Below are 23,861 nucleotides of genomic sequence, written 5' to 3' on the forward strand. Positions count from 1 at the left end.
TTATAATGTACGCAACTATGACCATCCTTGTACATTGTCCATAAAAGGTAGGGCATCCCCATTCGCCTACAGGCGGTGGAATACCCTATGATCCAGTCTTTATACATCGAGCAATGTTATATGCTGCTGAAATTCAAACGGTTACCGTCGGGATCATACGCATGAAAGCTGACCATTCCTCTGGTTATAAATCCGCCAATATCCGAGGTATCGATACCGCTGTCAGACAGGAACGTATGATAATTGAAAAAATCCTCACGATCAGTAACCCAGCAAATTGGCCGAACAGGTCCATCTACCTTTCCAATATATACGTCTTCTGTTAACTGCTCTAATACCCATAAGGATTTTTGATCTCGTTGATGGTTTAACTGTAGGCTCATGATGACATAGCCATCCTTGCTCAGATCGTACTCCACTTCCATACCCAAGTAATCCCGATACCACTGAACGGATTTTTCCAGGTCGCTAACGCCCAATCTAATCCAGGAGGGGACGAAACCTTCTTCTTGTATTTCTTTATCTTCTTGAGCCGTGAATCTAATTCCTTCGTATGTAGCCCAGAAGTCAAAGTAAGTTGTACCGCCCGGCCCTTTATAAATATCTGTCACCCGAACCCCGCTTGATTTATAGTGTCTGTGCAGTTGTTTCAGGTTTCGAGTTCTCCAGCATAATCGGATGTTGGATTCCACTGTCCCTCGTTCAGCAAAGTGATGGGGCAATCTTACCGTCGATAGGCTTGAGATCAGCCAAGTACCCCAATTCATTCGCGTCATTCTGCCGTCCGTACAGCGTGGATCAGGCTTCCAGTCCTCCTTTTGGTCTACCTCCCACAGCATGAACTTTTCAAACCAATGAATAGCCTCTTCATGGTTGTCCCAAAGCACGTCAACAACCGAGCCATCAAAATATAATTTCGGTACCGTAAAGGTTGTCATAAGCAATCTCCCATCTTGCTATTTTGAAAGATTTCCCTGCCCCTTATTTTAAACAAACCCATTATGTATGGTTTGACGAATCTTGCTATTTTAAAAAAATTGCTATTTACCTCTGATCGGCAAGCACCACTGGCTGCGGAAATGCCGCTCAGGATCTGTGCGCGGATTGTGAAAGTGTTTTTCAATAATAGGGCGATTATCCAGTACATAACCACTCTGCGGCAACCAGCTTTGGGCAAGAAGTCCGCTGAGCAGCCAAAGGAGATGAATACTGCCTCTAATTTCAATTACGGCATACTTGCCGCCGGGCAAGGTTGCAATCTCCAGATCATCTCTGGATTCTGAATGGGGCGTGACGGTTACACATGCATCATATCGACACTTTTCAAGAGGGACCATGTAAGGATCGTCGTAGGATACGCCGATAATCTCAGGCTCAGAAGAGAGCAACCCATTATGATGAGCCTGACGAAACGCTTTATCGAAGGCATGAGATAATTCCGGGGTCAATCCCGTATCAGATAGACCGGAATGACGTATGGAAAATACTTTGACAGGTGGGAAATGGACAATCTGAGCTGTATGAACGTAATGGTGTGCCCACCTGATCGTTTCGTCTATATCGATTGAAAGATACCCAGCAACCTGCATTTTGTGCCTGAAATGCTTCTCTGCGAAAGTTACGCTACGTGGCTTAAATATATTAAACTGTAAACGGTAATTAGTGGGAGACATCCCGTAGAATATTTTGAACGAACGGGAGAATCCTGCACTGGACGAAAATCCGCATTCCAATCCAATTTCAGTGAGCGACATGTTTTCATGAAAAACAAGGAGTTTGGAGGCTTTCTCAATGCGAACCCGGTTTACATATTTATTCAGCGTTTCTTTGACGACATGTTTAAACATTCGATGAAAATGATATGGAGAGAATCCAGCAACCTCAGCTAGTCGCTCCAATGAAAGATCATCGTCCAGATTGGTGTGAATATAATCTAGAACAGCATTCACTTGTCTAGTATAAATGGTCATTTCATGGATGTTCGGGGATTTCAATAGACTATCCTCCTAGCTGTATATCTGTCTGTATTTTCTGATTGAAATATTCTATGTAATTTTGGACTTTTCTGATTTTTTCATTATCACCAAGGCAAATGCACGTGTGGTTTCTGCTAATGCTGCGGTATGATTACCATCTGCTGCGTAACATTCAGCTAGCTTAGTGAAATATAACTACTCAGGGATTTGATTCAATGGGGATACAGCGATTTCATATTCTCCCTTTGCATTATAACCATAGGCCAGAAAACGCAGTGCATCATAGTTTACTTCAATGTCATTTGAATATAGAGTAGGGTATCCTGATGCTCAACAACCGCTTAAGCGATTAAAAATCAGCTCCAAGTTGAATACAGGAAAAGTAATCGGCGCTTGTTTAATGTTGATTAGCTAGACTCCAATAGCAGTATCGATTAATCTAGATAAATGGAAACGGGAATTTGCTTGAATCATGGAATTGAACTCATGGTGTAAAGAAGAAAGGAGGCTGGCTATGACTTATTCACAGATGTGGAACAACGCAGGAAATGAAGCCGAGATTCTCTATTTGGAAGAGCAAGTTGAGGTTGTCAAAAAAGAAATAAAACGAGCAGAAGCCGCAGGGCTTCAGGAAATATTGGATCAAGCGAATCACAAGTTGGCTGAACTGGAAGCGAAGCTGGATGAGCTAGAGGAGTAGGGGCTAGCTGCCCCTAGTACTCGATTACTCTTACCCAATAGCGATTGGATTTCTCTCATAAGAAATCCAATCACTCCAACTACCCGCAGGAGCAGCAGAAATTTTGAAGATATTGCAAGAAGACCAGGGAAGCGTAAGCAGGCTATAGCTCATTTCTGCTATCAGGTTGCACTGTCGTTCCTTTGCTGTTCAGGATATTTTTATACACCTCAATCGCCAGCGCCCGTGACTGCTTAAGATCAACGATAGCATATGGTCTAGGCAGGTGGATAGCTTTATCGGACAAATCCGCCAGCTCTGGTAGCCAGGTGCGTATATAATCTCCGCTCGGGTCATGAGTCTGGGACTGGGTTACCGGATTCATGATCCTGAAGTAAGGGGAGGCATCGAATCCGAGCGAGGAGCTCCACAGCCAACCGCCACGATTCAGCACATTATCATAATCGCTTAGCTTCAGCCGGAAGTAACGCTCCCCGTAAATAAATGGACAGCCCAGATTTTTGGTTAGAAACATTGCGGTAATCATTCGCAACCGGTTCGGCATCCAGCCGGTTGTGTTCAGTTGGGTCATGGCGGCATCGATTACCGGAATGCCAGTTCTTCCTGAAGCCCAGGCCTCAAAGTATTTCGTACCCAGAGTGCTCAAATCATACACCTTCTCATAGCTGAAGAAATCAGAATCGAGCCGGGCCTGATACAGATAGAAATCCCGCCAGGCCAGCTGTCGCAGCCATTCTTCCCCACCGGTTTCTTCATCCGCCAGCCGAGTATACACAGTGCGTGCAGAAATGGTACCCGTATTGAGGTATCGGCTGATCCGGCTGGTGCCCTCCTGTGCATATTTGTCCCGGCTCACATGATAGTCCCGTAAATGCAAGTCTATAAATTGCTCAAGCGTATCGTTTACATCTATCTTCTTTCCTGAAGGTGCTAGCTCTTCAAACTGTAGTGTGATCTCTTCAGGAATCTTGAAATCTTCGGCAATTCTCTCGTCCAGCGTGGAAGTTGACAGCTCAGCTAAGGTCGAAGAATAGGGCGGATGAAACCGCTCTGCCAAGTAGCTGCGCCAGCGGCGGTAGAACGGTGTGAACACCTTGAAAGGCTCTCGCCGTCCACTCCAATCCATGAAGTCTTCCAGATCGCAGAGCATGCTGTCATGATAAATCTTGAAACGGATGCCGAGTGCAGCCGATGTTTCGCGCAGGCTCATGTCTCTGTGTGATGCATAAGGAGTGTAATCGGCATGAACCATCAATTCCTGAATAGGGTAGGTTTCGCTAAGCCTCTTGACAATAATATCAGGCTCGCCATACAGAATATGTAGCTGCTTGCCCTCAGTGGCGTACTCCTGCTGAAGTCTTGAGACCTGCGTCAGGAAGTTAATCCCGCTATGCTCAAGATAACGTTGTTTGCGCAGTAGGAAAGGTTCCAGAATCAACACATGAAGGCTGCGCGATCCAGAAGAACGTATGGCCTCAAAGGCGGGCAGATCGCTAGTCCGCAGATCCTTGCGGTGAATGAAGAGAATCATAAGAAGTATTTCCTTTCTATTATCTGAGGGAAAAAACCTCCTGTCCATAATACGATAGATTTGAAGTTTTGGCGATGAGCTGTTCCTGCTGCAAGCGGAGGAGCAGTCGGCTACGGGAACACGTTTCGAAAATTTACGGTCTATCATTTGCTAGAATATTGGTGTGCTGCAGCAAGTGAAGAATGGCTCCGCAAATGCAACCGGAAAACTCAGCGGAAACTGATCTTTCCTAAAGAACTACTACTAATTTCCATGATATAATCATTAAAATCTATATTCACATGGAAAGAAGAAATTTCAGTCGGGAGCGTGATGAAATGCTGAGAGGAAACAAGAAAGCAGAAAATATATCGGGTTTCAGGGTAATAGCCAATGCGATACGATCTTAATAGCGCAAGAGAGTTGGCTATTCGTGTGTGTGTTGCTTCTGGTGCAAGCAAATCAGTAGCAAGTGCTCTTGCAGAAGCAACTATTGCTGCAGAATGTGCCGGTCGTAGTTCGGTTGGATTTGCTCATCTTCCTGATTATCTGGAAGGCTTTTTGGATGGTCGCATTACTAGCACAGAAGAGCCTGCGCTCTTTTTTCCAGCTCCAACTCTCATTCAGGTCGATGCCAAGGGTGGTATCGCCCAGCTTGGTTTTGATCGTGCATTCGAGGAATTACAAACACGTGCAAACACTTATGGTGTAGCCGTATTTGCGTTAAAGAACAGCTATACGGCAGGAGAGTTGGGCTATTACGTAAGGCGTCTCACCCGCAAAGGATTGGTAGCGTTGGCTGCGGCCAATGGATCTGCCTTAATGGCTACGGGACAAAGTAAGGAGTCTGTTTATGGTACCAATCCTCTCTCATTCGCTGCGCCTGTCGACAACAGAGCTCCCTTGGTTATCGATCAGGCGTCCAGTGCCACGGCCTTTGTTAACATACGGCAAGCGGCAGAACGCGGTGAGATGATCCCTGAAGGCTGGGCCATCGATGAGAAGGGGAAAAGCACTATGGATTCGCGTGCAGCGATCAAGGGGGCTTTGCTTGCTTTCGGCGGTGCGCGTGGTGCCAATATCGCACTCATGGTTGAAATACTCGCCGCAGGTACGACAGGTGCGAACTGGTCACTTGATGCTCCGTCCTTTGAGGAAGGGAGCCACTCGCCTGGTGTAGGCCTGTTCATTGTTGCCCTAAACCCTGAACTACTCGCTCCAGGTTTTTCGGCTCGTATGGCGGATCAAATCGAACGTTTGTCCTCCAAAGGCATTCACATTCCCGGGGGCAGCTTTGTTAAGGAAGAAATAGATCTCCCGTCTTCACTTGTTACAACCCTTGAGAAGTATTATTAGAACTAGCAATTATTAAAGCTATTATGACATGAAACGGAAACCACCTAAGATAGCCAAGACAAAGGTTTGGACAGATAAGTAACGCGTTACCTTTTTAGGATACGCCAAACCCTATCGTTACTACATTAATAACAAGAGGCTCTCTTTTTGCATGCAGGTAGACACTTCTAAGCTGACTTCTAGGCTTATTAGCCGCCGTTCTCAGGGGGAATTTACGTTTGACTTCGTTACACCTCAGCATGACGCAAAAAAGTACATCGCCACGTGAGCGATGTACTTTAATACACAACCTGTATCCCTGCTTAACGCTACTTTTCGTCCCCCGTCGCAATCGGATTCCCCTCATAACTAATCCAATCACTCCAGCTCCCCGCATACAACCGCACATTCTTGTACCCGGCCTTTTCCAGTGCCAGTACATTCGGGCAGGCAGTCACGCCGGAACCGCAGTAGACGATGATTTCCGCATCTTTGTCCAGATTAGCAAAGTGTTCTTGCAACTCTTCGGCGCTCTTGAGGCTGCCATCTTCATTCTGTGTCTCTTTCCAGAAGTAGTTAACGGCGCCAGGAATGTGCCCGGCTTTTTTGTCCAAGGTTTCTTCGAGACCTAAGTACCTTTCCCGCGCACGGGAATCAATTAAAACGGGAAGAGCAGGGGATGGAGCCGAACCTTCAATATCCGTTACCGTGCCTGTGGACACCCGGCGCACCTCATCGACACCCACCAGCATTTGCGGCTGGACGTTTGGTTCGAATGAGCTTGGTATCCTAATTGGCTGATGATCTGTGACCGGGAAGCGTTCGGCCTTCCAAGAGCTGAAGCCACCTTCCAGGATGAATACTTGTTCATGTCCCAAATAACGCAGCAACCACCAGAGCCGTGCGGCGTTCATACCACTTTCATCGTCATAGGCGACTACTCGCGTTGTGTTGCCGATACCAAGCTTCGCCAGGCGTGCAGCCAGTAGCTGTGGGTCGGGAAGAGGGTGGCGTCCACCATGCTCTGATACAGGGGCGGACAAGTCCAGTTCCAGATCGAGATAGACTGCGCCGGGAATATGCTCCTGCTCATAACTTTCTTTGCCAGCCTGCGGTTTACCTAGCGTAAATCGGCAGTCTACAATGGTCTGCTCGGGTTCATAGAGTCGTGCCAGCAGCCAGCGTTTGGAAACAGTAGCTTCCATAAGTATCCCATCCTTTGCTTGAATCAATATAAAAATCATTATAGCAAAATATGAATGTCCGTGGAGTTATAGTCAACGCAAAAAATCCTAACCGCAGAGGACAGGGGAAGCTGCCCTTGCAGTTAGGATTACAGGCTACTATTTACAATCCAAGCCGATTACCCTTCTCCAGACGCAGAATTTGCTTTTCACCATTGTCAGCCAATTCCCGGAACTGGACGATGGTATCACGCATTTTAGGGAGAGCCTCCTGCTTGTAGGTGCTGATGGAATCCAAAGCCGAGAGCACATCGGTGAACGCCTGTTTTAGCGTGTCAGCGGAAACGCTGGTTTCCAGCGACTGCTTATGAATGGCTGCGCCTTGTTCCTTAAGCATTTTTGAAGTGCCACTGATCAGGGTGTCAGTGGTCTGGTTAAGCAGTTCGATTTTTTTCAGAACAATTCTTTGATTATAAAGTGCACTGGCGACCGTAACCGAAATTTTCAGCGCTGACACTGTAACGTTTCTGGCTCTGTCCACACCGCGGATCAGTTCTTTATTATTGCGGATAACCACTTCGATAGCCATAATGCCTTGCTGGTTGACCACCAGCATTTGCTGCAGATCCATCACGCGTTGGCGGAGAGGGAAGAGGACCTCTTCCGTGATGAAGCGGATTTTATCTTCGGACTCACCTCGCACCTTGGCGGCTTCGATCTGGGTTTCAATCTCTTGGTCCATTAACATACCGAGTTGAATCTCTTTTTGCAGCCTTTTCGTCAGCTCCCGCAGGGTCTGCTGCTCAATCTCCAGTGTCGTATTGTCGTTCCGCAGAACGGTTTTGCCTTTATCCAGGGAGATAATAATATCCGATATGACGGCATCGGCCTTCTGGAATTTGGCAAAGTAAGCACGCAGCGGATTGAAGAGTTTGCCTAGCAATCCACTCTTAGCAAAATCAACGACACTCGGATCCAGATCCTTCAGCTGCAATTGCAGCTCGGTTAAGCCTTTGGCAACATCCCCGCCTTCATCGCCTGTTTTGGACAGATTACCTACGGTTACTTGCAGCATGGCGTTTTTATCGGAAGAGGAGCGCATCGTTCCCATGCCGAAGCTGTCAATGGACTGTAGTACGGCTCTTCGCTTTTCCAACGAATCAATGTCCATTTCCAGAATGGAAGAGACGTTGTTGATCGCGAGTTCCTTCAGCTGTGTGACTTCTTCCGGCTCTGGTTTTACCTGTTCTTCAATAACCGACTTCAATTTCTCTGCACTTGGCACTTCCATAGTGAATGACATGGCAATCCTCCTATAAGTAAATGATTATTAACAAAATTACATTTGTACATTGAGCAGATTGCCGATTTTGTACACGACATCATCTGTATCTGCATTGATATTGGCAGCTTCATTAATGCTGGATATGTTCTCCAGCGCTTTAATATTCGCATTGTACCCAATGGTATAGACCGGAATTTTATAGGTTTGAATAAGTCCTCTGATCTCGTCCAGCGAATGTCCCTCGTTGGTCTCCCCGTCACTTAGTACAAAGATTAGCGGCTTGATCCCCGGGTTGGCCTTGATTTGATCTTGAAGCATCTTCATGGCTACGACCATCGCGTCAAATGTTGCGGTGCCTCCCGAGGCTTGAAGACTGTTAATGGCACCTACGAACATGGACTGCTGATTAGTATCGTATTTGGCAATAGGAAGATTAATGGTCACGTCACTGGAGTAAGAGACAAAGCCGATGCTGTTGTCTTTTCCTAAGTACTTCTGACCTTTAAGCAAGGATTCTTTCAGACGATTAAGGGGTTCGCCAGCCATGCTTCCCGAGACATCGGCCACAAATACCGCGGCAATCGGTGTATTCCCGTCTTTCTTTTCCTTCCAGAGCTTCTGGGCCGATGAGAGTACACTGCCATCAACTGGATCAAGCTCGGCAACATAATCATTCAGACCGTTAAATCCATTGCTTGCTCCAGACTTTTGATATTTATCCTGTTCAACAAAGTCAGCGAATTTCTTAATGATCTCCCGCTTTTCCTTAGATAAATTACCAAGCGCGTACAGCGGGCTGTCATGTCTTACGCCGAATGGAGTAAATACATAACCGCCCTTTAAATCGGGTGTGTTGACATAAGTCTGGTATTCCAGCACGAACGCATCGAGTCTGCCTGTCTTTGCCGCTTCACGCATTTGCAGGGTGGTCGAGGCAATGAAGGGAACATTGGCTTGGAACTTCTCAAAGCCTTGTACCGCCTTATCACTCAGCAGGTCAGAATTGTCAAAGGTAGAGAGAGCCGTTACCAGGAAGTTCAGTCCGGTGGAGCTGGCAAAAGGATCTGTGTACCCCATCGCCAGCTCGTTGTCAGCGATAGCATCTGTAATGGTTTTGACATTGAGGGATCCGTACTTGCCCACAAGTTCATCATACTTCTTCTTGTTGGTCACGACCCCGGCTACATTACCGATCAGACGTTTGGCAACAAGCTCAGTCGGAACGCCGCTTGCTTTGACGATTTCTCCCCACAATTCATTGGAAGGGGTGTAGGCGTCCGGTACATATTTACCGGATCTTATGTAATCGGCAGCTGTGCCTGAAGCGATATTACGGATTTTGACCGAAACGGGTTTGCCGTTTATAAGTGTATTAGAGGCATTGAAATCTTTAGCTACGCCATTCAACCATCCGTCGTTACCGGTTCCGGATTTCTCAACAGAAGAGAAGATTTCAACAAAGTTATCGGTTGTAGGCTCTACGGAAATCGTGAATTTGGAAATATCGGGAAGGGAATCACCGACCGCTACAGGATCAAGATCGATCTGCCCTTTGATCAGAGGCGCGTTGGTTACTCTAATATCTTTATAGAGCTTCTCCAGTCGTTTTGTGGCATCCTCCTCCGAAATTTCGATCTTGGATTTACCCAAGTTAGAGGTAAGGGTGATTCCAAAGTATACAAGTGCAAAGACCGATACCGCAATAATTGCTAATACGGCAATTGTTTTTCCTTTCTGCGCCATCCTCATCTTCCTTTCTATTGCTGGTAAAGTTTCGTTTGTTTGATTAAGTCATTAATTTCTTTCATGCAGGGCATTTCTTCGATGGTCTTGTAGTCTGTACTGTCCAGCAGGGAGATTTCCAGCACTAGCTGATCAAGCTTCAACAGTATTTCTTCGTTGGCACCCAGATAGCCGGCTACATAGGCAAAGTATTCATTGAAAAGATCTTTTTTCTGCTGCACCAGCTTATCCGAGAACTGTCCAGGGGTATGAGCATCCGTAAAAAGCGAGAATTCTTCAGCATCGAAAACGCTTAGCTTATTAAGAATTCCTCTGATATTGGAATAAAAGAGTGTTTCAACGGACCCGATCACCGCGATAAACTTTTGATAACTCAGTTCTGTTCGTTCAAAGCGCTGCGACAGGACATTCAGCAAAGTGTCCTTCTTCTTGTCGATCCGCTCCAGCTGATCCAAGGCCAGGACTACATCTTTTTTAAGTACTTTAACATTGCGGTATTTATGAAGCTCAGCTGTATAATCCTCCTGGGACTCCAGCTTCCGAATGGATTTCACAGGTGAAGGCTTGAATAGCAGGGTATAACTTCCGTATAGGACAATCAGCAGACTGAGGACCAACAGAGTTATGCCGAAGGCAGTCTCTAAGGCACTTCCGCTGACAATGTCCACGCCCAGCAGCCCCGGTGACAATACCGCGATGTTCAGAAACACAATGCCTGCAATCAGGCCAAGCAGTTTGAAAAGTCTTGAGCTGTTCAGGGTTCACACCTCCTCCAAAAGTATATTTTGACATGACTCATTCTGATTCATTTTATCAGAGAATGGCGGAATTGGCTTTCAATTCTTTCCAATAGGGCAGGAGCTTTACGGAAAAATAAGGACTGATTAGTGAATATTACGTGAAATCAAGGATATTTGTTTCAAAATAAAATACTAAAATGGGCTTTACATGATTATAATGCTAGTGTACTATTTAACTATGACACTGACACAATAAACGTATTACTATTTCAACCTGTCCAAAGAGGGAGGCATATACATGAATCAAGGAGATGTGCAGCAAGCGCAACACGGAGGGGAAGACATTGTCCTGCGGATGAATGAAGTTAGCAAGATCATTAAGGGGAAGACCATTGTTGATAAGCTTTCTTTCCAAATTCGCAAAGGTGAGATCGTGGGGCTGCTTGGACCGAACGGTGCGGGGAAGACGACAACGATCCGCATGATGACTGGGCTGATTCGGATGAGTGAAGGAGATATCGAGGTGCAAGGCCACAGCATCAAGCAGAATTTCAAATCGGCTATTGCCCACATCGGCGCCATTATCGAGAACCCGGAGTTCTATCCCTATATGAGCGGGCTCGATAATCTACGGCAGTATGTGCGAATGACTGACAATGTGGATGATGATCGGATTGAGGAAGTGGTTCAGCTCGTGGGACTGCAGGAGGCGATGAACAAGAAGGTCAAATCTTATTCGCTGGGGATGCGCCAACGGCTGGGGATTGCACAGGCTCTGTTGCAGCGGCCCAAGTTGTTGATCCTGGATGAGCCAACTAACGGACTTGACCCGGCGGGTATTCGGGAAATGCGTGAATACATGCGAACCATTGCTGAAGTGGAAGGCATCTCTATCCTGATCTCCAGTCATTTGCTGTCGGAGGTGGAGCAGATCTGCCACCGTGCGGTTGTGATTCAGAACGGAAAGCTCGTGACGGTGACAGCACTTGGAACAGAGACCAACGCTTCAGAAGAAGTTACGTTAACATTCCGAGTAGATGCTCTAGAACCAGCCATTGCGGTTGCTCATGGAACAGAAGGTGTTGAAGTGGTGCGGACTGACTTTATTAAAGACCAGTTGACGGTAATGATGAACAATGAGCGTGTTCCGGAACTGGTGGTGGCTCTGAGCGCAGCAGGTGTCGGTCTGTACCGGATTGAGGAGAACAGGCAGCGCCTTGAAGAAGATTTCTTGAAATGGACAGGAGGGAACCGCATTGCGTAACCTGAACCGGCTTCTGGTCAATGAATGGTTGAAATTATTCAAGAAACGCTCATTCTTTGTACCATATGCCCTTTTAATAGGAATGTCTTTCATAGCAGGCTACGTTATACAATCTTTTATGAAAGGGATGTTTAGCTCGGTCTATGATTTTACAGCAACGATGTCCTACACCCAAGGACTGGGACAGGTCGTAACTATTATGGCGATTATCGGTTCCTCCGGGATTGTAGCCAAGGAGTACAGCCAAGGAACCATTAAATTTTTGCTGATTCGTGCTCGCAGCCGGACATCTATACTGGCTTCCAAATATATAACAGCATTGCTCTACGGCTTGTCATTAACGCTTGTAACAGGGGGTGCGCTGTTCATCTCAGGGTCGATCTGGTTTGGCTTTAGCGGCGCTGAAGGAGGATGGCTGGGTATCCTTAGTTCACTTGGGTATAGCTATGTGTATACCTTGGTCTATATAACGCTTGCGTTTATGCTTGGAATATTAACCACCTCAGGAGGGGCAACGATAGGGATTACGATGCTCATGCTTATGCTCGACAAGACGGTTATTCAGAAGGAATTTTATAAATATTGGTTGTTCCCCAACCTGGATCTATCCGTCTATAGAGATGGAGGAGTGCCGCTACCGGGAATGACACTATCCTTCTCTATCGCGATACTTGCTATCTATGTGCTTCTATTCCTCCTTGCCGGATTTATGGTGTTCAGACGAAGGGATGTTGCATAACTATGACAATCGAATTTGATAACAACCTGCCTATTTACATCCAGATTATGAATTATATCAAAGGTGAGATTGTGACTGGAAAGCTGAAGCCGGGGGATAAAATTCCTTCGGTACGTGAGCTGGCCAGTGAATTGCAGATCAACCCCAATACGGTGCAACGGACCTTTCAGGAACTGGAGCGTGAGACAATCGTGGAGACAAGACGCGGGATGGGACGATATGTGACAAGTGAGGAAGGTAAAATCATGACTATTAAGAAAGAAATGGCCAAGGATGTGCTGGACCGGTTTATCCGCGGGATGCGAGAGCTCGGTTTTCAAGGAGAAGATATTGTTGCTGCCGTAGCAGAGAGCGTGAGTCACGAAGATGGAGAATAAGGGGATGTATAGTGTGGAGGATATTCTTCAGGTACAGCAAGTCAGCAAGAAGTATTGGTCGAAGCAGGCCGTTCGTGATATTTCTTTTACATTAGGCTCTGGCAAAATCATTGGTCTCTTAGGTAGCAACGGCAGCGGTAAAACTACGATTATGAAAATGATCGCGGGTCTGGCTCATCCAACCTCTGGAAGAATTTCCGTATATGGTAATCCGGTAGGTCTTGAGACCAAATCCTTAATCTCATTTATGCCGGACCAGCCGCTAACCGAGTCGTGGATGACTGTGGGTGATGCACTGCGTTTCTACAGTGATTTCTTCCCGGATTTTAACCAAGAGAAGGCGGAGCGGATGCTGGACTTTATGAAGCTGTCGCTGGGTGACAAAGTCAAATCTCTGTCCAAAGGGATGAATGAACGTCTGCAGCTAACATTGGCTTTGTCGCGTAAGGCCAGTCTCTATCTGCTGGATGAACCGCTGGGGGGTGTAGATCCCGTGGCGAGAACCAGAATTCTGAATGCTTTGGTAGAGTTCTATGAAGAGGATAGCAGCATTCTAATCTCGACGCATCTGGTATCTGATATTGAGCGGATCTTTGATGAAGTCATTATGATCAAGAACGGTGAGATGGTCATGCACGGGAATGTGGAAGAACTCCGGCTGCAGCATGGGAAAAGTATAGATGAACTGTTCAGAGAGGTGTTTGCCGAATGCTAAAGCTGTTGAAATATGATTTTAGACGAAATCGTGATCAGATTCTGGGGCTGTATGCAGTCACACTGCTGCTTGAAACTGTGATATGGATTGTGGCGGAGGTCTACGATTGGGAGAAGCTTAGCATGTTTGTGCTTCAGGCCGCTATTTATGTCTCTGCTGCTGTCTTCCTTGTAGTTCTGGCTTGTCGGACTTATAGCACCAATTTGAAATCCTATGGCCGCAAACTGCTGCCGCTAAAAACATATTATACTGTGCTGTCCCCACTATTGTTGAATCTGATTCTATTCTTAGCTCTAATTGTTCTAGCAATCCTCCATGTAGCCATCTATGGCTTTGTCTATCCAGACATCCTGCCAGCAGATTTCTGGTATATTTCTTTCATCAGCATACTGAATACATTAGGTGCAGCCATAATCTTTTTGATCGCGCTGATATTCTCGATTACGCTCTCCCATGCTCTATCTTTCCGCAGCAAGGTCTGGATCGGGATTCTCACACTGTTTGTGTTGAATCTGATTCTGGGGCTAATAGAAGGTAAACTATTCCCTAATTCAGAGGGATGGCTGGATCTTGTTTTCCGATATAACCTCACATCTGGAGAGTATGTGGAACCTAACCGCATTGAAATGTCCAGTAAAGCTTTTGACATAGGTTCGTTTCTATTTGAAATGGTATTTTGCCTGATTCTATTGTATGCATCCACCTGGCTCGTTAAAAAGAAAGTAGAGATCTGATTTCTTCGCTCTCTTCTATATATAGTATAATAAACAGACGCCTCTCTAAGCGGAGGGCGTCTGTTCTATGTCTATCTACATTCTCTCCGCGCTGCGGCCATGGGTCCATGACTCCAGCTCGCGGATCAGCATTTCTTCTTCAGCTACACTCAAATCCAGTCGAACACCATATTTGTACTGCCCAAGTCCGAACATCCAGCCCCAGCGCACGCTGCCTTGTAACCTGAGTTTGTGTTCTTTCAGCTGGAAATGAATAATCAGCCTCGTATCTCCGGCTGTGAAGCGAAGGTTCAGGGAAGATCGCACCTTACATCCGGAACGGCTAAGATCGAGCATTACGCCTTCGGTCAGCTTCCCGGCACCGGGTCCGGAAGTGCCGGCCGGCACTTCAAGCCAGCATTCAATCGGTTGGTTCATGACATACCGGAATGGTTCTTTTCTGCTCGGCCCGTCCATAATTTACCTCCGCTAGTTTATTTGCTATTATATCGAAATGCAGAGAGTGCGACAATCTACTAAAGTGTTATTTTTCAGAATTGGTAGTAAAAATTTACATTCATATCGAATAAAGGTGGGTCAGACATGTATCAATACGACAACGAAACTTTTCGCCAGCATCAATTTGACCATGGTAATCTGCAGGATGGTGAACTGAACGGTTGTACCTTCGAGCAATGCTCCTTCAAGGGTGCTTCTATGGAAGAAATGACCTCTACGGGATGTCATTTTATTGATTGTGATTTCACGGGAGCTTATCTGAATGCTTCTCTGCACAGGGGGTCTGCGTTCACGAATTGTAAATTCAGCGGAACTAATCTGTTTGTCGCCAAATTTGAAGATTGCAAAATGGTCGGCTCGGATTTCTCCAACGCAGCGCTTGATGGACTGACGATTACAGGCGGTGACTGGTCATACACCAATCTTAGACACGCGAATTTGAGCAAGCAGAATCTGCGCGGGATTAAATTTTCAGAGGCGGATCTGTTTGGTTGTGATCTGCAGAAAAGTGACCTTCGCGGAGCGGATTTAAGCAGGGTGCAGCTTGGTCAGTGCAAGTTGAAGGGAGCAGACCTCCGGGATGCAAAGCTGGAGGGGATTGACCTGAAAAGCCTTGATTGGCAAGGGGTGCGGATGGAGGTAGATCAAGCTGTACTTCTGGCGCGCTCGCTTGGTGCGAAGGTGGGCTGAGCTGGGGGACATAGCATCCTCCTGGGGATGAACAAATGGACCCTGGAGGATATTAGTTCCATCCTAACAGTCTAGAATGTGGAAGTCGGCAGAACACACTCGAGACGATACGTCTCGCGGATGAAGTCCTTTATATATTCAAACGTACCGGAAAAATCGGATTTAGTTCGAAGTGAATTCATAATCAAACCTAAAAGGCTGCTTGAGCACTAGTGCACTGTATCCCCGGCAAGGGATGGGGTGCCATACTGCTTAACGCAGCCTTTTGCGCGGTTTCGCCCACCATTTAATCCAGAGATAACCTTCATCATCCCGGAAATATTTGATTCCTATCCAACGCAGAGGCGTCCAAACTTCTTTGAAATAATATGATGGCATAGTCTTTTAGACCCTCCCTAATAGTTATATCATACTATATTTTACGCTATAATTATGAAAATTTCAACATTTATTTACTTAAAATTTCCACATTATGAATAAAAACACCTAAATGAATCTATTAAACCGTCCTCCTGACATCATGGTTGATCCACATAGTTCTTTTGCACCTTATTTTAAGTATATATCTCTCCAATGACGGGGGAATGACAAATTAACAGGGGATAAGCACAAGCAATTTGTGCGGACTGGCATTAAATACTAGTAGAAAGGATGTGATGATATGAAAGAGGCGGATTTCATCGCGAAAATTGCACCTTTTGCGGTGGATAGCATGCGAAGCAGCAAGGTGGCGGCGTCCTTGACGATTGCGCAGGCCGCTCTTGAATCTGGCTGGGGTAATAGCGGACTTACGGTAAAAGCCAATAATTTGTTTGGTATTAAAGGCAGCGGGCCGGCTGGAAGTATCACCATGCTGACAACAGAATATGTCAAGGGAAAGGCAGTCCAGGTTCAGGCAGCCTTTCGTGCCTATAACAATTGGGGCGAATCTGTCGCCGACCACTCCAAATTGTTGGTAAACGGAGTGTCATGGAATCCTGGAATCTATACCAAAGTCATTGGAACTACTGGCAAAGCAGCAGCTCAAGCCATTGCCGCTGCCGGCTATGCCACCGATCCGGGTTATGCAGCCAAGCTGATTTCAATGATGGACACCTATAATCTTTACCTATTCGATGAGCAAGGAAAGGAGGATGACGAGATGTCGGCTGAAGATAAGCAGAAGCTCGCAAGCCTGGAGGAGCAAGTCAAAGCGCTTAATAGTTTGATAGCCAGTCTTAATGTCAGCAGGGATACACTAAAGACTGGCATGCAGGAACAAGGTCAGGCGATCAAGAATGTGACCGATCGAATTGCTGCTGTCGAGAATCGGGCGGTCATGAATGTCCCGGATTGGGCCGAGCCAGCGGTTAAAGCCGCAACCGCAGCCGGGCTACTGGATACCCCGTCTGGGGGAAGTTATGATTTTTATCGTATTTTGACGGTATTGAATCGTGCAGGCCTATTAATAACGAAGAAGGGATGATCCTAGATGAACACTGAGCTCAATACCGTGCTGGCTTTTGCTTCGATGCTCGCTGTATTTGTAATGGCTCTTGTGCAGCTGGTGAAGAACAGTTTTAACCTGCCACGTAATGTGGTGCCTGTTGTGGGCCTGGCGCTTGGTCTGATAGTAGGCGTAGTATCCTATCCGTTTACCAATATGGATTTGATTATGCGCCTTTGGGCAGGTGGACTGGCTGGGTTATCTGCTACAGGATTATTTGAACTGGCTTTTAACAAACGTGAGGGTACAACCAAAGAGTGATAGAAGGAGAGATATGATAGGTTGCGCACTCATGTAAAGCTTGCATAAACTTGTAACTCTAGTAAAACAAGCATTTGATAGAGGAGATTCAACCAAGCCAACAAGGAATGCGGTTAATACAATAGAGTATGTTAGAAAGAAAGGAGGTGCATTCTCATGGGAACCTATGTTGATGGCAGAACATCACAGAATGCAAGCTACGCCAACTCGATTTCAATCCCGATTACGTTCGCTAATACTCCACAGCTCTTTGGTCAAATCGGTCTGGTGTCAGCCGGCATTGGTGCTAACCCTCGCGTAATCTTGAAGGGAACGATAGCCGTGCAAGTTCCGCTGAATTTGGTAGGAATTACAATTAGTATTGTTAGAGGAACGCTCCCCACAGATCCAGCTGTATATTCTGCGACCTCTACCTTTGATCTCAGCGTCTTGGCTCCACAGGTTATCACCTTCTCGGCCGCAGATTTTGACCCGCCGGTCACACCGGAGATCGTGTATACAGCTTTCGTCTCCTCATCATTGCTGGGAACCGTTCGTGTCGGTCCTGAAAGCTTCGATGGTATTCTCGTTTCGGATTAAGACATTCCCGGCAAATTAATCAAATCTTTATATTCTTTTCAGGTAGATTTAAGCTGGAATGAGTATAGTAATCACATGACCCCCTTATAATATAGACTTTGACCCTGCCGGATCTCGGTGGGGTCGCTTTTTTATATGGACACCCGGTAGAATGAAGTCATAATATTAATACGGAGAGCAGGTGATGTCATGGTTGTGGATATCAGAAAGATGGGACCGCATGAAGCTCCCCCGATAGAGCTGCTACTGTTGGCCGATCCCTCGGTGTCAGTAATTGAAGGGTACATGGAAAGAGGAGAGTGTTACATAGCGTTAGTCGGGCTGGAAATTGTCGGCGTGTATGTGCTGCTTCCAACCCGGCCAGGAATGGTAGAATTGGTCAATGTAGCGGTGGTGGAACATCTTCATGGTCAGGGCATTGGGAAACGACTGGTACAGCACGCTATAGCGAGAGCCAAAGCGCAGGGCTATACAACGATAGAAATTGGCACGGGGAATTCCAGTCTGCATCAGTTAGGTCTTTATCAAAAATGCGGTTTCAGAATCATAGGTGTGGACAGGGATTATTTTATCAGACATTATCCTGATCCCATCTTCGAGAACGGCCTGCAGTGTATCGACATGATTCGGCTGGCACAAGATCTCACAACAGATTCAGGATGCCTCCCAGGAATAGAAATGAACCAAGAATGATGGTTATTAAACCTCCGAATTTGGCCATGTCCTTATAGGCTTCGCTGGGTTCGGAGTCACCTTTAACTTTCCAAGCTTCGTTCATCCTCCACCCGAAAGTGGGCTTGCGAATCGTAAAGATGCCCAGTGAAATAATCAGACTGCCTAGAATGATGAGAAAATAGCCATTCAACTTAGGAGTCTCTCCTTTCGTTATGAATTACCTAATCATATTCTATTTTTGCCGGGATATCCAAATACGAATGCCCACCGTAAGCAGAACAAAAATAATAATAAAGGTTATTAATTGAGACATATGTATTCACCTCCAATGTAATTGTAAACGATTGGAAGGTATGGAGCTATGAAAAAAAATCCAAGGGGATGATAAAGTGTCGGTTACTCCTGAACAACATTGCATGAACATACATGGCGTAAAAGTATACGGGGTTCAAATGGATTCCCAAACCCGCTGCAGGCATTACCATTCTCCAATAGATATTATTGCGATCCGTTTTCCATGCTGTGATGCGTATTATCCTTGTTACAAGTGCCACGAAGAAGTCGGAGGTCATGCTGCAGCGAGGTGGGGAAAGCATAAGAGAGATGAGCAGGCAATACTGTGCGGGGCTTGTGGTCACCAGTTAACCATCCATGAATACATGGCCTGCGGCTCATCGTGCCCTGCCTGTAAGGCTGCATTCAATCCAGGTTGTCAAAATCATTATCATTTATATTTTGAAATGTAGATTTGTTATTTGTTGAGTTGTATCCAGTCTTTAGATCGATCTCACCAAGCATAAAGCTGTAATGGAAGTTTTTTTATTAAACGGAATGGGCGCTCGTTATGATTTACCGTTGGAAAGTAGAACATACCGTGATTGATGGTCGCCGGCAAAGGTTTGACGGTACTGCAATACAACTCTTCGGAAACTGGATTAAGTGGTGGATTCTGTGCGTTATTACTGTAGGTATTTATTCTTTTTGGTTGTTCATAAAACTGGAACAGTGGAAGGTAAAGCATACTCATTTTTAATACATATGGCTAAATGATCATAAGCGTCGAAGCAAGCTGCCCGGATACATGGACAAATACCCGTCAACCTTAAGTGGTGACGGGTATTTGTTTTATATTGCAGCAATGGAAGCCTGCTGAGAGCGTGAGGGCAGATGATTAAGTATCCCTTGACTAGTTATCAGTGCTACGAAAAAGTCGGAGGTCATTTTGCAGCGAGATGGGAAAAGCATCAGAGGAATGAGCAAGCAATTCTGTGCGGGGCCTGTGGTTATCAGTTAACCATTTTTATGGAATGAATATAATTCCTAACAGTGATTTGAAAATCGAGTCATCATCATATCTCTCAACAAGCGTTGAAGTTTTCTCAACACGATCTCAATGGACCTGCACTCATCTCAACACTTTATCATATGCTGATTTCAAAATAGGTTAGGGTGGTGAAAATCAAAAATGATGTCATACAATTCATCCGTTCTTATTAGTGGTATTGCAGCATTTGCCGATGGGGTACAACAAACGTAATCAGTTTACGTTCAAATTACCCAATCTGGAGGTCACAACCAAACCACACGAGCTAACCAGGCTAACGAGAAGAAAACCACACAAGCTAATAAGAATCACATCACACAAGTTAACGAGAATCAAACTCCACAGACTAATAACTAGAATCAGACCGATCTGAATATTCATCATATCTAGAATATCGGGGGGAGCATCCTAGCCTCCGGAATATATGTTTGAATTAAAAATTATATGAAGAGGTGATTATGTATGTATTATTGCATCGTTTGTTCACAAATACATCAAGGGGAAAATAGCCAAGGAAGTGTTTTCAAGAAAGGACTTTATGTAGACCCAGGAACTGGGGCAATGATTCATTTGGGGATGTGCGAAGAAGAACATAGAGGGGCACAAGACAATATACAATTAACAATCAGTGATAATTATGTGCAATTAAAAACCATTAATAGTTGGCTACCGGTGCAGCAATCAGCTATAGAACATTCAGAATTTGGCGAATATCATTAGGTGGCAAAACGAGGTGGCAAAAACGGGTGATATCCTCAATGGAGGACAGCATCCGTTTTTTGTGTGCATTTATATAATCCATTTCATTTATTTAATCTATTTAATCTATTTCATTTATTTAATCTATTTCATTTATTTCATCGATTCATCTATTTGCATCAATTGCATCGTAAAGTTGGCCTAGCTCGCGCTGTTCCTAACTAAGGGCAATTTCGTACCTTATTTTTACCTTTTTGGACCAAATTAATGGAATAAGGGCATTTTTGCATGCTATTTTATGGAGATTCCGGATAAAAGCATGATATCAGAAGATTTAAGGTGCAAAAATGCTCTTAATTTGAGCTCATCATCATTTTCACACAATTTAAGGTACAAAAATGCCGTTATTTACACTTTGGTGAGGTACAAGGCGATCTCCGTTTTATTCGAGTGGCACATTTTGCAGTTAGAGTGCCGAGTGGTACATTTTGCAACTAGAGTGCTTTGTATCTGCTTTCTTTTGTCCATCGTACAAAGTTAACATTCTTATGGAAAATCGTAAATGGTGTTTTATAAATAGGGGCTCATAAAATGGACTCATGTAAATATAAATTTGGTGTATTGAAAATGAAATCCCCTTGCTACGTAAGGGTTCGTAAACGAAAAATCGGGCACCCCTTTCGGAGTGCCCTTTCATGGGAGAGGAGAAACCGGACGAAGAGCTTATGGGGAAACGTAAGCCTGCTCCGCGGTTGTCTACGACATTTTGTGATGTCGATAATTACATGATGTCCCGGCTTGCTCGTTCTTATACATACGACTTGAGAAATTGCTTGGAAAAGATGGGAGACCGCTCGATCCGACATAATGATACAAACTTTTTATTTCGGCGGGCGAATGTGGTACGATAGGCGTGAACTTGTGCCCTTTTTGGCATAATAAACAGAGATATAAGCAGGTGAGCAAAATCGTGAGAGTGGTATCGGGAAGTGCAAAGGGGAGGCCCCTCAAAAGTGTTCCGGGAAGTGGGACAAGGCCAACAACCGACAAGGTCAAGGAAGCGATATTCAGCATGATTGGCCCTTATTTTGACGGGGGATCGGCGCTTGATTTGTTTGCCGGTACAGGCGGATTGGGGATAGAGGCCCTGAGCAGAGGTATGGACAACGCCGTATTTGTAGACATGGAGCCTAAAAGCATAGACACTGTGCGTGCCAATCTGAAGGCAACCAAGCTTGAGGGTCAGGCAGAAGTATACCGAAATGATGCGGGCAGAGCGATTAGCGCTTTGGAAAAGCGGGGGAGACGGTTCGATCTAGTGTTTTTGGACCCGCCCTACAGGCTGAAGCATGGGGAGGAACTGATGCTGGCTCTGGCCGAAAAAGGGCTGTTGGAAGAAGATGCGACGATTGTCCTTGAGCATGAGTCAGGATATGACTACCCTGAGGATATCAAGGGATTCTACAGAGCGCGGCAGGCTGTGTACGGGGAAACAACAGTCGCGATTTATCAGTATGAAGCCGCTGGACCGGATGAAACCGGAAGTGGTGGGGAGGAACAGGATGAGTCAGCCAATTAGAAAAGAGCGCATTGCCATATATCCGGGAACGTTTGATCCGGTCACCATGGGGCATATGGATATTATTCATCGTGCGGCCAAGCAGTTTGACCGTCTGATCGTGGCAGTGCTGAACAATTTAAGCAAAAATCCGCTGTTTACAGTGGAGGAACGTACTGACCTGCTGCGCCAGGCTACAGCGGACATTCCTAACGTGGAGATCGACAGTTTCAGGGATCTGTTAGTTAACTATGTCCGGCAAAAAGATGCACAGGTCATCGTACGTGGAATACGCACCGTAACGGATTTTGAATACGAACTGCAGAATGCTTCCATTAACCATAGTCTTAGTCCGACTGCGGAGACTATTTTTATGATGACTAACCCGAAATATTCGTATCTGAGTTCCAGCGTGGTGAAGGAAATTGCCCATTTTGGCGGCAATGTCACGGAATTCGTCACACCAGAGGTAGAGCGGGCGATGAAGCTGAAATTCAACCGGAATGTCGACGAAGTAAAGTAAAGAGGTACACTGCACCAGAAAGCAGCATGAGCAGGACCAACAGAGCGGTTTGCAAACCGAGCAGCTGTGGGAATGCGCTCCATAACATATAAGTCTGTACGTCTCCGGCGGGCAGAGTTTGTGTTCCCATAAAAGCTGGCAGAGTCTTCTCTTGCAGTGACATCAGAGGCTTCCAGAGCAGCAGAGTTAATACAAAAGCATAGCCGCCATGCAGTAGACGGACTGCTGCGAAGGGCAGGAACCGTATGCCTGCCGGTTTTAGCAGTGTCAGCACCTGAAGCTGTGCACAGATGCCGCTCCAGCCCAGCGCCGCCGACAACAAGGCGAAGCCCAGAATACTAGGTACTCCGTTCGTAACTGAAACGGTGGCACCAGCTGTGCCAGTCATGCCGGTCAAAGCCTGGGCACCCAGGTGAAGCTCTAGCAGACTGGCTGGCAGTGCTGCGGGGAGCCAGGGGAATAAGCGGACCAGAATGTTGATGATCACGGCGAAAATAATAATAAAACCGCCTACGACCATCAGATTTTGTACTGCAGTGCCTACAGCTTCGCCTAGTAGCTTGCCGAAGCTTCGGCCATCCTGTGCCCGGGCATGTGCAGCAGCATTTGTGACCCGATGATATAGAGAGTCGCGTTTGTTGTGTGATACGGTGACTGAAACAGCAGGCGTTGAGAGCTGCCACCCCAGCCGGGCGGCAGTGAAGCCTGCCAGCAGGCCTCCGAGCCAATGCAGAACCAGCAGGCTATATCCTGCTGCTGGATGGTGCAGCAGCGCTGCTCCGATAACGATAAGCAGCGTTACAGGGCTTGCAAAATGGACGAGCGAGGCGAGTCTTCCCGCTTCTTTACCGGTAAGGCTGCCCTGCTTGTGAAGCTGGAGGACGCCGCCAGCACCGCCGGGGAATCCGGCGGTGGCACCGAGGGCTAGCGTCCAGCCCCCGGCTCCGGGCAGCCGAAAGACCCGGGTCATAAGCGGTTCTAGCAGCACGCCTATGCCGTGAACAAAGCCGGATGCGGTCAGCATCTCTGACAGCATCAGGAAAGGCAGCAGCGCCGGGAAGACGAGGCTCCACCAGAGCTTCAGCCCTTGTAGCGAGGCTGCAAAGGACGACTCCGGCGAAGCCACGATGGCAGCGGCGAGGAGAATGGCCAGCATCCCGGAGAGAAACGGGATGGACCGGGAGCCAAGCCTGCGTATTTTAGTGTTCATTTCTGGGATCACCTCTTCATAACTTAGGACAGGGTAGTAATGTTATCAATTTATGC

The 23,861-nt window shown here is 46.3% G+C and carries 26 protein-coding genes; 16 read left to right on the forward strand and 10 right to left on the reverse strand.

What is annotated here, in order from left to right:
* Nucleotides 1–116 precede the first annotated feature (116 nt).
* Together AC3Y23_RS08120 and AC3Y23_RS08125 are read right to left on the reverse strand one after the other, a co-directional pair.
* Complete coding sequence (locus tag AC3Y23_RS08120) at nucleotides 117–938, reverse strand: VOC family protein (RefSeq protein ID WP_379197519.1); 822 nt, start codon at nucleotides 936–938, stop codon at nucleotides 117–119.
* Nucleotides 939–1,040: 102 nt separating this feature from the next.
* Nucleotides 1,041–1,994 (reverse strand): AraC family transcriptional regulator, encoded by a 954-nt coding sequence (locus AC3Y23_RS08125; protein WP_379197521.1) that lies wholly within the window; start codon nucleotides 1,992–1,994, stop codon nucleotides 1,041–1,043.
* A gap of 496 nt (nucleotides 1,995–2,490) precedes the next feature.
* On the opposite strand from AC3Y23_RS08125, the gene AC3Y23_RS08130 reads away from it, so the two are divergent.
* Complete coding sequence (locus AC3Y23_RS08130; protein WP_379197523.1) at nucleotides 2,491–2,676, forward strand: hypothetical protein; 186 nt, start codon at nucleotides 2,491–2,493, stop codon at nucleotides 2,674–2,676.
* Between the two features lie 142 nt (nucleotides 2,677–2,818).
* Here AC3Y23_RS08130 and AC3Y23_RS08135 read toward each other — a convergent pair whose 3' ends face one another.
* Nucleotides 2,819–4,207, reverse strand: a complete 1,389-nt coding sequence (locus AC3Y23_RS08135; RefSeq protein ID WP_379197525.1) for a cryptochrome/photolyase family protein — start codon at nucleotides 4,205–4,207, stop codon at nucleotides 2,819–2,821.
* Between the two features lie 372 nt (nucleotides 4,208–4,579).
* Between AC3Y23_RS08135 and AC3Y23_RS08140 the strand changes: the two genes are divergently transcribed.
* Nucleotides 4,580–5,542 (forward strand): Ldh family oxidoreductase, encoded by a 963-nt coding sequence (locus AC3Y23_RS08140; protein ID WP_379197527.1) that lies wholly within the window; start codon nucleotides 4,580–4,582, stop codon nucleotides 5,540–5,542.
* A 308-nt stretch (nucleotides 5,543–5,850) separates the two neighbouring features.
* On the opposite strand, the gene AC3Y23_RS08145 is transcribed toward AC3Y23_RS08140, so the two are convergent.
* The 4 genes from AC3Y23_RS08145 to AC3Y23_RS08160 form a co-directional block, all read right to left on the reverse strand.
* Complete coding sequence (locus tag AC3Y23_RS08145; protein WP_379197530.1) at nucleotides 5,851–6,726, reverse strand: sulfurtransferase; 876 nt, start codon at nucleotides 6,724–6,726, stop codon at nucleotides 5,851–5,853.
* Between the two features lie 142 nt (nucleotides 6,727–6,868).
* Nucleotides 6,869–8,008: a toxic anion resistance protein gene (locus AC3Y23_RS08150; RefSeq protein ID WP_379197532.1), complete on the reverse strand. Its 1,140-nt coding sequence runs from the start codon at nucleotides 8,006–8,008 to the stop codon at nucleotides 6,869–6,871.
* Between the two features lie 36 nt (nucleotides 8,009–8,044).
* Complete coding sequence (locus AC3Y23_RS08155) at nucleotides 8,045–9,733, reverse strand: vWA domain-containing protein (protein WP_379197534.1); 1,689 nt, start codon at nucleotides 9,731–9,733, stop codon at nucleotides 8,045–8,047.
* Between the two features lie 14 nt (nucleotides 9,734–9,747).
* Entirely contained in the window at nucleotides 9,748–10,443 is a 696-nt protein-coding gene (locus AC3Y23_RS08160) for a hypothetical protein (RefSeq protein ID WP_379197536.1), read from the reverse strand.
* A 328-nt stretch (nucleotides 10,444–10,771) separates the two neighbouring features.
* Here AC3Y23_RS08160 and AC3Y23_RS08165 point away from each other — a divergent pair, with 328 nt between their 5' ends.
* From AC3Y23_RS08165 to AC3Y23_RS08185, 5 genes are read left to right on the forward strand one after another with little or no spacing between them, the layout of a single operon-like run.
* A complete protein-coding gene (locus tag AC3Y23_RS08165) occupies nucleotides 10,772–11,737 on the forward strand; it encodes an ABC transporter ATP-binding protein (protein WP_379197538.1) in 966 nt (321 codons plus the stop codon).
* Nucleotides 11,730–12,476: an ABC transporter permease gene (locus AC3Y23_RS08170; RefSeq protein WP_379197540.1), complete on the forward strand. Its 747-nt coding sequence runs from the start codon at nucleotides 11,730–11,732 to the stop codon at nucleotides 12,474–12,476. Before AC3Y23_RS08165 ends, AC3Y23_RS08170 begins: the two co-directional genes overlap by 8 nt.
* Before the next feature lie 2 nt (nucleotides 12,477–12,478).
* On the forward strand, nucleotides 12,479–12,853 hold the full coding sequence (locus tag AC3Y23_RS08175) for a GntR family transcriptional regulator (RefSeq protein WP_379197542.1): 375 nt from the start codon (nucleotides 12,479–12,481) through the stop codon (nucleotides 12,851–12,853).
* A gap of 13 nt (nucleotides 12,854–12,866) precedes the next feature.
* A complete protein-coding gene (locus AC3Y23_RS08180) occupies nucleotides 12,867–13,568 on the forward strand; it encodes an ABC transporter ATP-binding protein (RefSeq protein ID WP_379198548.1) in 702 nt (233 codons plus the stop codon).
* On the forward strand, nucleotides 13,562–14,302 hold the full coding sequence (locus AC3Y23_RS08185; protein ID WP_379197544.1) for a hypothetical protein: 741 nt from the start codon (nucleotides 13,562–13,564) through the stop codon (nucleotides 14,300–14,302). Before AC3Y23_RS08180 ends, AC3Y23_RS08185 begins: the two co-directional genes overlap by 7 nt.
* A 75-nt stretch (nucleotides 14,303–14,377) precedes the next feature.
* Here the strand turns inward: AC3Y23_RS08185 and AC3Y23_RS08190 are convergent, their stop codons facing one another.
* A complete protein-coding gene (locus AC3Y23_RS08190; protein WP_379197546.1) occupies nucleotides 14,378–14,758 on the reverse strand; it encodes a PilZ domain-containing protein in 381 nt (126 codons plus the stop codon).
* A 126-nt stretch (nucleotides 14,759–14,884) separates the two neighbouring features.
* Between AC3Y23_RS08190 and AC3Y23_RS08195 the strand changes: the two genes are divergently transcribed.
* The 5 genes from AC3Y23_RS08195 to AC3Y23_RS08215 all read left to right on the forward strand — a co-directional run bounded on the left by AC3Y23_RS08195 (nucleotide 14,885) and on the right by AC3Y23_RS08215 (nucleotide 18,509).
* The gene (locus AC3Y23_RS08195; protein WP_379197548.1) at nucleotides 14,885–15,490 is read left to right on the forward strand and encodes a pentapeptide repeat-containing protein; all 606 of its coding nucleotides are present in this window, start codon (nucleotides 14,885–14,887) and stop codon (nucleotides 15,488–15,490) included.
* Nucleotides 15,491–16,151: 661 nt separating this feature from the next.
* Complete coding sequence (locus AC3Y23_RS08200; RefSeq protein ID WP_379197550.1) at nucleotides 16,152–16,955, forward strand: glycoside hydrolase family 73 protein; 804 nt, start codon at nucleotides 16,152–16,154, stop codon at nucleotides 16,953–16,955.
* A 6-nt stretch (nucleotides 16,956–16,961) separates the two neighbouring features.
* A complete protein-coding gene (locus AC3Y23_RS08205; RefSeq protein WP_379197552.1) occupies nucleotides 16,962–17,237 on the forward strand; it encodes a holin in 276 nt (91 codons plus the stop codon).
* Nucleotides 17,238–17,393: 156 nt separating this feature from the next.
* Nucleotides 17,394–17,816 carry a hypothetical protein gene (locus AC3Y23_RS08210; protein ID WP_379197554.1) on the forward strand — a complete coding sequence of 141 codons (423 nt, stop codon included), beginning with the start codon at nucleotides 17,394–17,396 and terminating at the stop codon, nucleotides 17,814–17,816.
* 195 nt (nucleotides 17,817–18,011) lie between these two features.
* Entirely contained in the window at nucleotides 18,012–18,509 is a 498-nt protein-coding gene (locus AC3Y23_RS08215) for a GNAT family N-acetyltransferase (protein WP_379197556.1), read from the forward strand.
* Here the strand turns inward: AC3Y23_RS08215 and AC3Y23_RS08220 are convergent.
* On the reverse strand, nucleotides 18,460–18,681 hold the full coding sequence (locus AC3Y23_RS08220) for a DUF6199 family natural product biosynthesis protein (protein ID WP_379197558.1): 222 nt from the start codon (nucleotides 18,679–18,681) through the stop codon (nucleotides 18,460–18,462). The two genes, AC3Y23_RS08215 and AC3Y23_RS08220, sit on opposite strands and share 50 nt — an antisense overlap.
* Nucleotides 18,682–18,943: 262 nt before the next feature.
* On the opposite strand from AC3Y23_RS08220, the gene AC3Y23_RS08225 reads away from it, so the two are divergent.
* From AC3Y23_RS08225 to coaD, 4 genes are all read left to right on the forward strand, one after another.
* Nucleotides 18,944–19,237: a CHY zinc finger protein gene (locus AC3Y23_RS08225; RefSeq protein WP_379198550.1), complete on the forward strand. Its 294-nt coding sequence runs from the start codon at nucleotides 18,944–18,946 to the stop codon at nucleotides 19,235–19,237.
* A 1,040-nt stretch (nucleotides 19,238–20,277) separates the two neighbouring features.
* Nucleotides 20,278–20,535, forward strand: coding sequence for a DUF3973 domain-containing protein (locus AC3Y23_RS08230; protein WP_379197562.1), 258 nt, complete (start codon nucleotides 20,278–20,280; stop codon nucleotides 20,533–20,535).
* 949 nt (nucleotides 20,536–21,484) lie between these two features.
* Complete coding sequence (gene rsmD / locus AC3Y23_RS08235; RefSeq protein ID WP_379197564.1) at nucleotides 21,485–22,093, forward strand: 16S rRNA (guanine(966)-N(2))-methyltransferase RsmD; 609 nt, start codon at nucleotides 21,485–21,487, stop codon at nucleotides 22,091–22,093.
* Nucleotides 22,077–22,595 (forward strand): pantetheine-phosphate adenylyltransferase, encoded by a 519-nt coding sequence (gene coaD, locus AC3Y23_RS08240; protein ID WP_379197566.1) that lies wholly within the window; start codon nucleotides 22,077–22,079, stop codon nucleotides 22,593–22,595. The genes rsmD and coaD overlap by 17 nt, the downstream gene beginning before the upstream one ends.
* Here the strand turns inward: coaD and AC3Y23_RS08245 are convergent.
* The gene (locus AC3Y23_RS08245; protein WP_379197568.1) at nucleotides 22,567–23,805 is read right to left on the reverse strand and encodes a nucleoside recognition protein; all 1,239 of its coding nucleotides are present in this window, start codon (nucleotides 23,803–23,805) and stop codon (nucleotides 22,567–22,569) included. The two genes, coaD and AC3Y23_RS08245, sit on opposite strands and share 29 nt — an antisense overlap.
* Nucleotides 23,806–23,861 lie beyond the last annotated feature (56 nt).

Source organism: Paenibacillus sp. MAHUQ-45, from assembly GCF_058133325.1.

Excerpts from the sequence above, each read along its gene's own strand:
- AC3Y23_RS08120 (WP_379197519.1), bottom strand. The coding sequence starts at position 938 with ATGACAACCTTTACGGTACCGAAATTATATTTTGATGGCTCGGTTGTT.
- AC3Y23_RS08130 (WP_379197523.1), top strand. The coding sequence starts at position 2,491 with ATGACTTATTCACAGATGTGGAACAACGCAGGAAATGAAGCCGAGATT.
- AC3Y23_RS08135 (WP_379197525.1), bottom strand. The coding sequence starts at position 4,207 with ATGATTCTCTTCATTCACCGCAAGGATCTGCGGACTAGCGATCTGCCC.
- AC3Y23_RS08140 (WP_379197527.1), top strand. The coding sequence starts at position 4,580 with ATGCGATACGATCTTAATAGCGCAAGAGAGTTGGCTATTCGTGTGTGT.
- AC3Y23_RS08145 (WP_379197530.1), bottom strand. The coding sequence starts at position 6,726 with ATGGAAGCTACTGTTTCCAAACGCTGGCTGCTGGCACGACTCTATGAA.
- AC3Y23_RS08150 (WP_379197532.1), bottom strand. The coding sequence starts at position 8,008 with ATGTCATTCACTATGGAAGTGCCAAGTGCAGAGAAATTGAAGTCGGTT.
- AC3Y23_RS08155 (WP_379197534.1), bottom strand. The coding sequence starts at position 9,733 with ATGGCGCAGAAAGGAAAAACAATTGCCGTATTAGCAATTATTGCGGTA.
- AC3Y23_RS08165 (WP_379197538.1), top strand. The coding sequence starts at position 10,772 with ATGAATCAAGGAGATGTGCAGCAAGCGCAACACGGAGGGGAAGACATT.
- AC3Y23_RS08175 (WP_379197542.1), top strand. The coding sequence starts at position 12,479 with ATGACAATCGAATTTGATAACAACCTGCCTATTTACATCCAGATTATG.
- AC3Y23_RS08185 (WP_379197544.1), top strand. The coding sequence starts at position 13,562 with ATGCTAAAGCTGTTGAAATATGATTTTAGACGAAATCGTGATCAGATT.
- AC3Y23_RS08190 (WP_379197546.1), bottom strand. The coding sequence starts at position 14,758 with ATGGACGGGCCGAGCAGAAAAGAACCATTCCGGTATGTCATGAACCAA.
- AC3Y23_RS08195 (WP_379197548.1), top strand. The coding sequence starts at position 14,885 with ATGTATCAATACGACAACGAAACTTTTCGCCAGCATCAATTTGACCAT.
- AC3Y23_RS08200 (WP_379197550.1), top strand. The coding sequence starts at position 16,152 with ATGAAAGAGGCGGATTTCATCGCGAAAATTGCACCTTTTGCGGTGGAT.
- AC3Y23_RS08205 (WP_379197552.1), top strand. The coding sequence starts at position 16,962 with ATGAACACTGAGCTCAATACCGTGCTGGCTTTTGCTTCGATGCTCGCT.
- AC3Y23_RS08210 (WP_379197554.1), top strand. The coding sequence starts at position 17,394 with ATGGGAACCTATGTTGATGGCAGAACATCACAGAATGCAAGCTACGCC.
- AC3Y23_RS08225 (WP_379198550.1), top strand. The coding sequence starts at position 18,944 with ATGGATTCCCAAACCCGCTGCAGGCATTACCATTCTCCAATAGATATT.
- AC3Y23_RS08230 (WP_379197562.1), top strand. The coding sequence starts at position 20,278 with ATGTATTATTGCATCGTTTGTTCACAAATACATCAAGGGGAAAATAGC.
- coaD (WP_379197566.1), top strand. The coding sequence starts at position 22,077 with ATGAGTCAGCCAATTAGAAAAGAGCGCATTGCCATATATCCGGGAACG.
- AC3Y23_RS08245 (WP_379197568.1), bottom strand. The coding sequence starts at position 23,805 with ATGAACACTAAAATACGCAGGCTTGGCTCCCGGTCCATCCCGTTTCTC.